The sequence below is a fragment of the Sphingobacterium sp. UBA1498 genome (genome assembly GCF_002325125.1).
Taxonomy (GTDB): domain Bacteria; phylum Bacteroidota; class Bacteroidia; order Sphingobacteriales; family Sphingobacteriaceae; genus Sphingobacterium.
In genome coordinates this window covers 459,118-471,356 of the sequence record NZ_DCRG01000004.1, presented here as the reverse complement: position 1 = coordinate 471,356, position 12,239 = coordinate 459,118, and the positions used below count along the sequence as shown (strand labels likewise).

Annotated in this window: 9 protein-coding genes; 8 read left to right on the top strand and 1 reads right to left on the bottom strand. The window is 39.2% G+C overall.

Annotated elements, in window-relative coordinates; all coding sequences use genetic code 11:
• The first annotated feature begins 315 nt into the window (after positions 1-315).
• The 5 genes from B3139_RS04920 (at position 316) to B3139_RS04900 (ending at position 8,255) form a co-directional block, all read left to right on the top strand.
• Positions 316-1,500, top strand: coding sequence for a Pycsar system effector family protein (locus tag B3139_RS04920; protein WP_293880353.1), 1,185 nt, complete (start codon positions 316-318; stop codon positions 1,498-1,500).
• A 161-nt stretch (positions 1,501-1,661) separates the two neighbouring features.
• Positions 1,662-3,719 carry a polyphosphate kinase 1 gene (gene ppk1, locus B3139_RS04915; RefSeq protein ID WP_293880351.1) on the top strand — a complete coding sequence of 686 codons (2,058 nt, stop codon included), beginning with the start codon at positions 1,662-1,664 and terminating at the stop codon, positions 3,717-3,719.
• A gap of 80 nt (positions 3,720-3,799) precedes the next feature.
• On the top strand, positions 3,800-4,693 hold the full coding sequence (locus tag B3139_RS04910) for a hypothetical protein (RefSeq protein ID WP_293880349.1): 894 nt from the start codon (positions 3,800-3,802) through the stop codon (positions 4,691-4,693).
• Between the two features lie 2 nt (positions 4,694-4,695).
• Positions 4,696-7,296, top strand: a complete 2,601-nt coding sequence (locus B3139_RS04905; RefSeq protein ID WP_293880347.1) for a BamA/TamA family outer membrane protein — start codon at positions 4,696-4,698, stop codon at positions 7,294-7,296.
• 347 nt (positions 7,297-7,643) lie between these two features.
• Positions 7,644-8,255 carry a trimeric intracellular cation channel family protein gene (locus B3139_RS04900; protein ID WP_293880346.1) on the top strand — a complete coding sequence of 204 codons (612 nt, stop codon included), beginning with the start codon at positions 7,644-7,646 and terminating at the stop codon, positions 8,253-8,255.
• A gap of 165 nt (positions 8,256-8,420) precedes the next feature.
• Here B3139_RS04900 and def read toward each other — a convergent pair whose 3' ends face one another.
• A complete protein-coding gene (gene def, locus B3139_RS04895) occupies positions 8,421-9,002 on the bottom strand; it encodes a peptide deformylase (protein WP_293880344.1) in 582 nt (193 codons plus the stop codon).
• A 265-nt stretch (positions 9,003-9,267) separates the two neighbouring features.
• Between def and B3139_RS04890 the strand changes: the two genes are divergently transcribed.
• From B3139_RS04890 to miaA, 3 genes are all read left to right on the top strand, one after another.
• On the top strand, positions 9,268-10,047 hold the full coding sequence (locus tag B3139_RS04890) for a hypothetical protein (RefSeq protein WP_293880342.1): 780 nt from the start codon (positions 9,268-9,270) through the stop codon (positions 10,045-10,047).
• Positions 10,048-10,112: 65 nt separating this feature from the next.
• Positions 10,113-11,285 carry a Gfo/Idh/MocA family protein gene (locus B3139_RS04885; protein ID WP_293880340.1) on the top strand — a complete coding sequence of 391 codons (1,173 nt, stop codon included), beginning with the start codon at positions 10,113-10,115 and terminating at the stop codon, positions 11,283-11,285.
• Positions 11,282-12,181: a tRNA (adenosine(37)-N6)-dimethylallyltransferase MiaA gene (gene miaA / locus B3139_RS04880; protein ID WP_293880338.1), complete on the top strand. Its 900-nt coding sequence runs from the start codon at positions 11,282-11,284 to the stop codon at positions 12,179-12,181. The genes B3139_RS04885 and miaA overlap by 4 nt, the downstream gene beginning before the upstream one ends.
• The last annotated feature ends 58 nt before the right edge of the window (positions 12,182-12,239 follow it).

Here is a 12,239-nt window from a genome sequence, read left to right as displayed (position 1 = left end):
AAGCTATAGGTAAACAAAAACTAAATTAAGGGATAAGAAGAGTAAAATTGATACATTATTAGCATGAAACATCGTATTCACTTCATCTTTATCTAGGCAAAACCCCATCAAGCAAAGGTATTATATGGAAATATTAGTGGATTAGCCATCTGGTTATACCAATAATATATTTATTATAGCGCAGAGAATTAATCGCTATTGTAATAGCTCTTTTTTCTGTAAATTTGATGTAGGCTAGTACACAAAAAGAACGCCTTATTTTTAAGAAATTAAAGATATTAAATACTTTTATTCGAAATAAAATCATATTGATCCATGATAGATTATGCTCAGCTTTTAAAACAGGTAGAAGAATATGCTGAAAATTATATTACAGAAAATATTTCAATCTGCCACTGCTTCCATAATACGATACACACGCGTTCCGTCGTAAGTTCGGCGGAGGAAATTTTATTGTATTATCAATTGGGAGAGGAGGATCACTTTATTGTTATTAGCGCGGCCTACTTTCATGATCTTGGGTACGTTCACTCCGACAATGCGATTGGCCATGAAAAGAGAAGTGTCGAAATTGCTTTGGAATTTTTGAGAGAAAAAGGCATACCACAGGGCATACAGGAAAAAATTAAAGGTTGTATTTTAGCAACTCGAATGCCTCAGGATCCAACAAACCTGCTCGAGCAAATTCTCTGCGATGCTGACTTATTTCATTTTGGAAGTGATGATTTTGTTACTAGAAATAAACTTATGAAAGCAGAAGCGGAAGCGGTGTTAGGAAAAGAGATTGACAAAGATGTATGGCGAGCCGGTACGATCAAACTCCTAATGAGCCATCATTACCATACTGAATATGCACAACAAAAGCTTAATGCCAAAAAGGAGATGAATTTAAAGGAACTGGAAAAAAAACAAGAGAAATCAATCAAGAAAAGCAAAGAAAATAAAAAAGAAGACAAGAAAGAAAAAGAGAAAAGTAGCAAGCCTGAACGCGGAATAGAGACCATGTTCCGGATTACTTCTTCAAACAATCAGCGATTAAGTGATATGGCAGACAATAAGGCTAATATTTTATTAACCGTTAATTCTATTATCCTTTCCGTCGTCATTGCTGTTTTATTTCGAAAACTAGATGCGAACGAACACCTTATTATCCCAACAATTATCTTAACAACTGCCGTGGTAGCCACCATGGTCATGGCTATACTCTCTACAATTCCTAAAATTCCATCCGGTAAATTTTCAAAAGACGAAATCGAACAAAAATCAGTCAATCTGCTCTTTTTTGGTAATTTCTACAAAATGAAACTCGATGACTACAACGAGGGTATGCAAAAGGTAATGGTCGATTCTGAGTTTCTATATGGCATGCTCACGAAGGATGTTTATTCACAAGGGGTGGTATTAGGAAGGAAATACAAACTTCTACGATACGCATATGGAGTTTTTATGTTTGGACTTGTAATATCAGTCGTTTCTTTTATCGGAGCAACCCTATTTTAATCCCCTATAAATTCCATCTAAATACTTCATAATCAAATGCATGTACTTCCTTTTATTTTATCCAAAAAAGTTCGAAGAATTCAATCGTTAGCTTACAATAGGCGGACATCAAAGTATCGATGCTTTCACAAATAGACTGCCACAGCAAAAAACATATACGGATGATGAAGAAAGATCTTTATATCAACAGAGACATTAGCTGGTTGTCGTTTAACGATAGGGTCCTTGACCAAGCCGGTCGTCAAGAGGTCCCGCTATTGGAAAAACTGCAGTTTCTTGCTATTTTTTCTTCCAATCTGGATGAATTTTATCGGGTTAGAATGCCTGTATTGATGGCTGGAAAAAAAATAATAAAACAAAACCCGCAACAGCTTATCCCCAACATAGACATCGCTACATATAAAAAAGCGTCAAAATTCATCCACAAACAACAGGAAAAATTCGGGTTCCTACTCACTGATATTATTCAAGAATTAGCGAAAGAAAGTATATTTTTCATTTACAACCAAGCTATCCCAGCAGAAATAAAAGGGCTAACTGCACACTATTTTTTTAATACAGTTGCTTCCTATCTGCAAATTATCTCCATAGATGATACGTCATTTTTTCCAGACAACAATCAGCTGTACTTCGCCATTAAGGATGAAAATACAGAAGCAGTATCATTCCTAAACATCCCATCAAACTATATCGGTCGATTTTTCACCTGCGAGACCAATAGCGGCAAATATGTCGTCCTTATAGATGATATTATCAAAGCATTTCTACCCATGGCTATACGAAATTTATCATTAAGTTTCTATTCCTTTAAAATCACAAGAGATGCCGAGTTAAATCTTCAAGACGAATTTGAGGGAGATATTGCACAGAAAATCGAAGCGGAAGTCAACAAACGTGACCTTGGCTATGCGACGCGATTTCTCTATCAACCTAATCTACCAGAGCCGCTAATTGAAAGACTGGCAACCTTATTCGACCTACGGAAAAGTAGCATTGTTGAAGGCGGAAACTACCACAACTTGAAAGATCTCTTCTCATTCCCGATTAAAATAGAGAACCTTTCGTATCCAAAACAACTACAAATCAATACCGATAAAAATTTCGAAGAATCTATCTTTGATCAAATTGGCCGGGAAGATCTGTTGGTCTGTACTCCCTATGAATCCTTCGATCCTATATTACGCTTTTTTAATGAGGCCGCATTAGATCCATCCGTAGAAGAGATTTATACGACTTTATACCGTATAGCAGGCGATTCTCATATTGCACAAGCATTGGCTACCGCTGCGAAAAATGGAAAACAGGTCAATGTATTTGTAGAATTAAAAGCGCGCTTTGATGAAGCTAATAATATACATTGGGCTCGGCTGATGAAAGAGAACGGCGTAAAAATCACCTACAGTATCCCAAACTTAAAAGTTCACGCAAAAATAGCACTGGTCAAACGTCAGGCAGGTCGACAAAGTGCTTTACTGGGTACGGGAAATCTAAATGAAAAAACGGCTAAGGTTTATACGGACTACTTCCTTATTACTTCTAATAAGCTGCTGACCAACGAATTAAATTTGCTGTTTAAGTTTCTTCCAGCCCGAAGGAAACCCCACAACTCAAATGAACTATCATTTGAACATCTACTAGTAGCACAGTTCAACCTCAAGCTTACGTTTTTGGAGCTGATTGACCGAGCCATCCATGCAGCTCAAGATGGAGCTCCAGCAACGATAAAAATTAAATTAAACAATCTGGAAGAAGAATCGTTAATCAACAAATTGTATGAAGCGAGCCGGGCAGGGGTGAGGCTAGAGTTGTTGATCAGGGGGATCTGCAGACTAAAACCGCAAGTACCGGGACTAAGTGAAAACATCACCGTGAAAAGGATTGTAGGAAGATATTTAGAACACGGAAGAATATTTATTTTTCAATATCAGACCCAAACGCTCGTTTATCTCGGCTCATCAGACTGGATGAACCGCAACATTTACCGACGTATAGAAACTTGCTTTCCGCTGCTGAATCCGACACTGGCACATCAAATACAGGAGATGTTCGATATCCAGTTTTCGGACGACACCGAAGCTACATTACTGAATGACAAGGGGCAAAACCAAGCGATAGAAACGCAGCATAAAAATGTTTCGCAACAGCAAATCCTTGATTATTTAAAAGCTAAATGGAACAGTATACCTATTCAAATAAGTAATTCATCACAACATAATTAACTTGAAAGTACGATACTAAAAACATGGCATCTAAGCTCGTTCTGAAACGCCACGACCACATCAATTGAAAATATAATAATATGAAAAACCCCAACCTACATATAACTGCTATCTTAAGTCTAGTCTCGGCTATTTTACTTGCCTGCAACCCCAATAATACAACCAAAGAAAACAGCAACAAGCCAGCTCATATTCAAGCTGAAAAATCACAAAGCATTCCCTACACATTATCTTCGGGCAGCAAGATGAGTTTACCTAACGAATTACTGGAAATATCCGGGATCACCTTTCTTCCGGGGCAGGATGATGATATTTATGCCATTCAGGATGAACAAGGCTTTCTGTATAAGTTTAACCAACCCACACAAAAAGTCACCTTCAGCCCTTTTGGGAAAGATGGCGACTATGAAGATATCTCGATAAGCGATACACACTTCTTTATCTTAAAGAGCAACGGCAGCATCTATTCTTTTCCCATTTCAGAAAAGGATGATATAAAAAACGTTGTCGAACAGAAGAATTTACTTCCAAAAGGAGAATATGAAGGGCTTTTTGTTGATCGCGAAACTAACCAGGCATATGTATTATGTAAAGAATGCAAGGTCGATAGAAAGCAGTCACAAACCTCTGGATATATCTTTTCAATTGACGAAAACAGTCAATTCCATCCGAAAGGAGAATTTTCTATTCAGCTTGATGAACTTCGTGCTTTTGATACTAAAATCAAAAAGACTTTTAAACCATCAGCCCTAGCAAAAAAAGCAGATAGCAAGGAGTGGTACATCTTATCTTCTGTAGACAAAGCTCTTGTTGTGACGGATGAGAATTTTCATGTAAAATCGCTCTCTCCATTAGATCCGAAGATCTTTCCTCAACCCGAAGGTATTAACTTTGATTCAAAACTCAATCTTTATATCAGCAGCGAAGCCGGCAATCAGGATAAAGGGATCATTTATAAATTTGAAAAACAATAGGCATGCAAAAGGTCGTACCATTCTTTCTTATTTTTCTTGCTAGTCATTCTTATTCCCAGCAAAAGCATACAGGGTTGCGTACGATTCAGGGCACACCCTTTGCTCAAACCATTATTAAGGACAGTATAAGTGTCATAGCAAACGCAAAATATGGTGAAGCCAGTAAATTTAAAAAGTTCTTCCTTGGCGAAAACTACCGCAAAGAATGGGCTGCGGAAACCACTTTGCCGCTGCTTCAACTTTCCACATTATATGGTGGTCTGCGTCCTGTTAAACAAGGCGGTGGAATGCAATCGGTTTCTTTAAGACTAACAGATTCTATGGGAAGGGAATGGGCGTTGCGATCGGTCAATAAAAGGACTGAATCCCTTATACCAGAAGAATTGCATGGTACCTTTGTGCAGGATGTATTGGATGATGCCACCAGTGCCCAGCATCCCTATTCCGCGCTGATGATACCCGCCTTGGCCAATGCCGTAAACGTCGCACACGCTCATCCAATCATTGGCGTTGTAGCACAAGATAGCCTATTAGGCGAATATGCTCCACTTTTTGAACATACAGTAGCTCTACTGGAGGAGCGTGAACCGCTCGGAGATTCAGACAATAGTCCTAAAACTGTGCGAAAGTTGCAGGAAGATAATGACGACAATTTTAAAGCCAAAGCGTACCTACGCGCAAGGATGTTGGATGTCCTGGTTAGTGATTGGGACCGACATGAGGATCAATGGCGATGGTACGATGAGAATCAGGATAGCACAGATCAGGATAAAGACTATATTCCTATTCCCCGCGATCGCGACCAGGCACTGCGTGTCACGCAAGGTTTCCTGATGAAAGACATCTATCAGCAATTCGTCAATCCGGTCATGCAGGGATTCACCACGGGCATCCCCGACATTCGCTATTCTCTTTTCAAATCGCGCTTCTTAAATGCTCATCCGAGCAATCAGCTCTCCCACAGGGAATGGGCCAAAGAGGTTAAGCAATTTGTAACACGCCTGACAGATTCCGTGTTATGGCAATCCGTACAAAGCCTCCCGCAGTCGTCCATTACTATTCGTGGAGAACAAATCTTCAAAACACTTCAGAGCCGCCGTGATGCACTGCCAACTGCGATGGAAGAGTATTACAATTTTATCAATAACATTGTCGATATTCACCTCAGCGACAAAAACGAAAAGGTAGAAATATGCAGCACTGGAAGTAAAAACTTAAAAGTCAAAGTTTCGAAGATCAACAAAGTAGGCAAAGTCACCAAAACTTTGATGGACAAAACCTACAAAAATACCCTTACAAAAGAGATTCGCCTCTATTTAGGTGACGGAAAAGATTCTGTTTTAATCGATAATGCGCAATCTCCCATCAAACTAAGAATTATAGGCGATAGCACACCAAAGACTTATGTTATCAATCAAAGCAAATCAAGGATACAGCTTTACGAAAACACTAAAAATTCCGTTATGCTCGGTGAAAAGAACAAAATAAAGCTTCATTATGCTCAAGATAGCATCAACACGCAATTTGTTCCGGTAAACCTGTACAACACCTGGCTTCCCTTGGTTACTGCCGGCTATAATGCAGACGACGGTATTTCCCTCGGACTCGGAGCAGCTTACACACATCAGCGTGGCTTTAGAAAAAGCCCCTTTACCTATAGACAACAGCTCACCGTAGCAACCGCCTTTCGGACTGGAGCATATAAAATTCACTATAGAGGCGAATGGACTGCTGCTGCCGGCGATGCTGATATTGTTATCGATGCCTTAGCGAAAGCTCCCGACAACACACAGAATTTCTTCGGTGTAGGAAATAACTCACCATTTTTAGAGGAACAGTATGGTGCAAAATATTACCGAAGCAGATTTAATATCTTCAATATCAATCCACAGTTAAGATGGAAACCTTCATCCACGTTAAACGTTGCCGTAGGTCCACATATCCAATTTTATCATTTAGATCCTAATGAGAATGAAGATCGATTTATTTTAAATCCTCAGGCTTTACATTCTTACGATAGCTTGTCGATTACCAAAGACAAAGCTTTTGCAGGTATCAATGCTTTTTTAACACAAGACTCACGTAATCGAAAGATTAATCCAAGTAAAGGAATGTATATCAAAGCCGATTTGAATTCTTATTTTGGACTCAATCAGTATTCAAAAAATTCGGCGCAGTTAAATGCTGCGATAACTGGATATTTTAGTGTACTCAATGAAGGCATTATATTCGCCAACAGAACGGGCGGGGGAGCAGTTGTCGGAAATCCTACATTCTATCAATATTTATTTCTAGGCGGTCACGAAAACCTTAGAGGATTTCGCCAATATCGATTTGCAGGACAGCAGATGCTTTATAATAATTTAGAGGCACGTCTTAAAATAAAGGATGTCAGGAGCTATGTTCTCCCGGGTGAATTTGGACTCATGGGCATGTACGATATTGGTAAGGTATGGGCAAAAGGCTACAATAGTGGTAAGTTTCATCAAGGTGTGGGCGGGGGCATATATTACATCGTCGCAGATGCACTTCCCTTACATTTTGTGATGACAAGATCGGATGAAGGCTGGTACCCTTATTTCAGTACAGGTTTCCGCTTCTAAAATTTTAAATCCATCATTCCGCTCTTCATTGGAACGAACCAAAAAAACAGCATATCAATGGCATTTTTTTTTGCAAATATATTGATCAGAGGAAATTCTGGAAGATCTTAATGTTATATATACATGCCATCCATGATACGGACATCATTGCGCGGATCATCGAACACTTAAGATTGGAGGATGTACAAGGCCCTGCTAGCCTAAAAGCAATTTGCTATAGGTGAATTTAAACTATCAGGATTTCTCTTAAATTTGTCCAGGGAAGGGAAGTTTTTCCAATTGGAAATGCCTTTATACAATGCGGCGCCAACTGGAGATTATAATGAAAATTACTTAAAAGGATTACCATGATTACAGATGCCAACTATTTTTATCTAAGCGATTTGCTTGGCACTTTATTTTTTGCAATATCAGGTACCCTTTCAGCAAAACGTAAGGATATTGATATTTTTGGAGCGGCCTTTTTAGGTTTTGTTACCGCCATTGGCGGGGGATCAATGCGGGACATTTTTTTAAATCTGCGCCCAGTCTGGGTAAATGACAGCAATTATCTCATCGCTATTTTCATCGGAATTTTAATTGCCATTATCTTCAATAGACAATTGTATGGTTATTATCGTACATTGACACTTTTTGATGCCATCGGAATTAGCTTTTTTACCATCTTAGGGGTGCAAAAGTCACTGAATTATGAAAGTAATACCTATGCTGCCATTATCTTTGGAATGTTTACTGCCGTATGTGGAGGCATGACACGCGATGTCCTGTTGAATGAAACACCGCTCATCTTTAAGAAAGAAGTATATGCTACAGCCTGTTTAGGTGGTGGTCTCATGTATATTTTATTGGTGCACCTTGATCTTGATGTTTCGTGGGCAGCCTTTATCGGAGCTGCAGTTGTATTTTTTATACGAATGACTGCCGTTAAATATCGTTTATACTTACCTCGCCTGGATTGAGTGGAATCCCTTACCCCGATTAAATTCACTGTCAGAGGTTTTGATGGACTATTTATTGGGTTTCAACAGTAAATTGTAAAGAGGACTGGAACGATCGAACCTTGTGCTTCGAAACTCCAATCGCTAAACAAGGAGGAGAGATAAAAGAAAAAGCGTTAGTACAGACTAACGCTTTTTCTTTTGCTGTGGGAATCGCATTTTATAACCAACGCGGATATTTCCTTTCGAAATGGCATCCAGCCGACTTTTCAACATCGTTTTTTTCAACGTACTCAATTTATCGGTAAACAACTTTCCTTCAATATGATCATATTCGTGCTGAACCACGCGGGCAGCTAAACCAGTGAGATCCATTTCGTGTTCCTCGAAGTTTTCATCCAGGTAATTGATACGGATATTCCGATGACGTAATACATCCTCGTTAATATCTGGGATACTTAAGCATCCTTCTCCGAAGGTCCATTTTTCACCAGACTCTTCTACCATGATCGGGTTGATAAAAACCTTTTTGAACGATTGAAGCATTTCTTTGTTTTCTTCGTCATCTTCTGCAAAAGGAGTTGCATCGATAACGAACATACGTATAGGCAAGCCTACCTGCGGTGCCGCCAAGCCAACACCATGCGCCGCATACATGGTATCGAACATATCATCAATCAATTTCTTTAAATCAGGATAGTCTTCATCTATTTCTTCAGCGACCTTTCTTAATACAGGATCGCCATACGCCACTATCGGAAGTTTCATATGTAAATAATTATTTATATAAGTGCAGATACTCCTAATCGTAGGAGTACACGACACGTCGTTTGTTCTTAAAGGTCATTTCGTACCTATTGAAATTTTGCACAATTAAATTTTGATTCATGTTCGACTAATTTCTGAACCTGATTCGCTCTGCTTTTAAACCAAAGATACGCTATAGCACCATTATACGCTCGCTTACAAAGGTACGGATAATTATTAAAATCGAATATTTCGTGAAGACTTCCACAAAAGTTACTTTTGTTTTATGGATCCATCGTTTATACAGCTGTCAACACAGTTTAAGCTTAGACTTGAGCAAGCGCTTGAAGTCTCATTACAACTCTTTGAAGTTGATGGATTTATACAAATATCCTCCCTTGAATTAACAACAACCATATTATTATACCCTAACAATAAACCTATTAGGAGCCAAACTTCCGAAACTTGTATTCATATTGATGAAGACCTATTAACAACCAAGTTTGAACTCATCGTCAAGCGTATTGTTTCGCGAACTAAAAACAACAAATCTATCTTCGCACGCAAGACTGTGGTGGCACGGATCGATAAAAAGACAAGCTTACAGTTCCTCGTGGAACATCATTTACAGGGTGCTCTGCCAGGTAAATATCGTTATGGACTCTTTGAGAAGGGCGAGCTTGTTGCTGTCGCTATATTCTCTGGGGGGCGCCGCATGATGGACAAGGAGGATGACTATCGTTCTTTCGAGCTGATACGCTTTTGTAACAAAGCGGGATTCAATGTAATCGGTGGGTTAAGCAAATTGATCAAAGCTTTCTGCAAAGATTTTTCACCTGGAGATATTATGACCTTCACCGATCGCGATTGGAGCCAGCACTCCTCTTTGGAAAAAATCGGCTTTGTTGTGAAAGAAATAACAGCTCCGATCAACTTTTGGGTAGCAGACACAAAAAGACATGTTTATCGTAATAAAGAAGAGTTAAATGCATTAATTAAACAATATCCGCATGGCCTTCCAAAGGAAAATATGGGTAGCATCAAGATGATTTTATACCTAAAATAAGCTAAATTGTGTATATTGTACACTGTAAGGGTTTGAAAAATAAATAATCAAAAAATAATAACGTTATGAAGAGAAAACTTCGCATGGGTATGGTTGGAGGCGGTAATGATGCCTTTATCGGAGCTGTACACCGTATTGCCGCTTTTATGGATGGCAAGATTGAGTTAGTTTGTGGTGCTTTTAGTATCGATCCACAAATTTCAAAACAATCTGGAGAAGACCTATTTGTAGCACCTGAGCGTGTCTATTTAAACTATGAAGAGATGATCGAGAAAGAATCTTTGCTTCCTGAAGGAGAGCGCATGGATTTTGTAACGATCGTAACACCTAACTTTCTGCATTTCGCTCCAGCTAAATTAGCCATGGAAAAAGGCTTTGATGTCGTGGTTGAAAAACCAATGACTGTATCTGTTGAAGAGGCAAAAGAATTACAAGAAACTGTAGAGCGTACAGGCCGCACACTGTGTCTTACACATACTTATTCTGGCTATCCGATGGTTAAACAAGCAAAAGCGATGGTCAAGGAAGGTCACTTCGGAAAGATCAGAAAAATTGTTGTTGAGTACCCTCAAGGTTGGTTAAGCCGGTTAACAGAACGAGAAGGCAATGCTGGGGCCGCCTGGCGTGCAGATCCAAAACGTTCTGGTAAATCTTTGGTTATGGGTGATATTGGTACACATGCTGCACATTTAGCAGAATATGTATCTGGTTTAAAAATCGAAGAATTATGTGCAGATCTAACAACATTCGTTGAAGGCCGTCTATTGGATGACGATGGTTCGGTACTTTTACGTTTTGAAAATGGAGCAAAAGGTGTATTAATGGCCTCCCAAATTTCAGCAGGTGAAGAAAATGCTGTTCGCATCCGTATCTATGGTGAAAAAGGTGGATTGGAATGGGCTAACGAGGATCCTAACAATTTAATCATTAAAATGCTTGATCAACCGCGTCAGCTTTATCGTACAGGAAATGCTTATGGTGCTCCCTATACCTTAAGCTCATTTGCAACACACAACACCCGTGTCCCGGCTGGTCACCCAGAAGGTTTATTGGAATCATTTGCGAATATCTATCGTAATTTTGCTGCAACTGTGACTGCAATACGTGAAGGAAAAACTCCTACTGCAGAACAACAAGATTTTCCAACAGTATATGATGGCGTAAGAGGTATGGCTTTTATCGATACTGTCGTAAAAAATAACGAAGGAACAGAAAAATGGACTAAATTTGTTCTGTGATAGACAGATTAAATCCTATACTTTCTCTTTTGGAGCAGCAGGCTGTTTCAAAGGAGAAAGTTATCGTTATTTTAGGCCCAACTGCCTCCGGTAAAACCAAATTGGCGGTACAACTGGCCCAGCATATCGGCGCTGAAATCATCAGCGCAGACTCCCGCCAGATTTATCGGAGAATGGATATCGGCACGGGAAAAGACCTATCCGAATATCAAAACATTCCCTACCATCTTATTGATATTCTCGAACCGGGAGAACGCTATCATCTCGGAAACTTTATCGAGGACTTTCACCATGCGCAACAATCTATTTTAGAAAAAGGAAATCATACAATTCTTTGTGGTGGTACAGGCCTATATATTCAAAGTGTTATCCAACAAAACCCATACGCTTTGATCCCATCGATAGCAGGCCTAAAGGAGTCATTGCTTGAGTACTCAGAAGCTGAATTGCTAAAACGTCTCCAGGAATATATACTACCGGCAGATTTCCAAATCGATTTTTCTACTAAAAAGCGAATCATCCGAGCGATAGAAATATTGTCTTTTTTAAAGATAAATCCAAATCATCTCGCTCAGCAACGGATGGTTGACAGTATAGTGATCGGATTAAATCCGCCAGTGGAATCCAGACGTTCGCACATTAGCCAAAGGTTAAAACAACGTTTAAAAGAAGGTTTTTTAGAAGAAGTTGGAAAACTTCTGAGTGAAGGTATCACGCACGAGCAGCTTCAATATTATGGACTGGAATATAAATATGGCTCACTCCACCTTCTTGGACAGCTCGATTATCCAGCTTTCGTTACTAAATTAGAAACTGAAATACACCGCTACGCTAAACGGCAAATGACTTATTTCCGAAAAATGGAAAAGGACGGCATATTTATCCACTGGGTTTAAACAATAAACGGAATAAAAACAAAAAAGGGCTAGTATTCCTACTAACCCTTTTCGTTAA